Origin of the sequence: Pseudomonas sp. EL_65y_Pfl1_R83, assembly GCF_963970695.1 — a bacterium.
In the GTDB taxonomy this organism is placed as follows: domain Bacteria; phylum Pseudomonadota; class Gammaproteobacteria; order Pseudomonadales; family Pseudomonadaceae; genus Aquipseudomonas; species Aquipseudomonas tritici.
On sequence record NZ_CAXAQI010000372.1, the window covers coordinates 1 to 468 of the forward strand.

Sequence of the window (468 nt, forward strand, 5' to 3'; positions counted from 1 at the left end):
CGCAACCTCAGCTGAACCAGCGTGAGCGCCCTCGCCGGAAACGTGGTCTGGTCGGACGGGTGCCGGGCTGGGCCGTACGCGCCGTTGTCGCGTTTGTGATCCTGTCGGTCTTCATGGTCGTATTGTATCGCTTCGTGCCGCCACCGATTACGCTGACGATGGTTGGCGATGCGCTGGGTGGCCACGGCATCGACAAATCCTGGCGTCCGCTGTCGCAGATCGACCCCAATATGGCGCGCGCCGCGATTGCGGGCGAAGATTCGCGCTTCTGTTTGCACAATGGGTTTGATCTGCAGGCGATCGAAACGGCCTATGCCCGCAATGCCCGCGGCGGGCGCATTCGCGGTTGATCGACGTTCAGCCGTTTGCATCCTGTGAGGAGCGCTTTTACGCGGCCTTGAGCAGTTCTGCTGGTGGTCGCCAGTTCCAAGGTAGGAGTTCGTAAAGCTGGCTCTGCTGGATGTCGGC

Annotated in this window: 1 protein-coding gene; it reads left to right on the forward strand. The window is 62.0% G+C overall.

Going from position 1 to position 468, the window contains the following annotated elements:
* On the forward strand, window positions 1-350 hold a 350-nt coding region (locus AACY08_RS29360), incomplete at its 5' end, for a transglycosylase domain-containing protein (protein ID WP_339472591.1).
* Window positions 351-468: the final 118 nt, after the last annotated feature.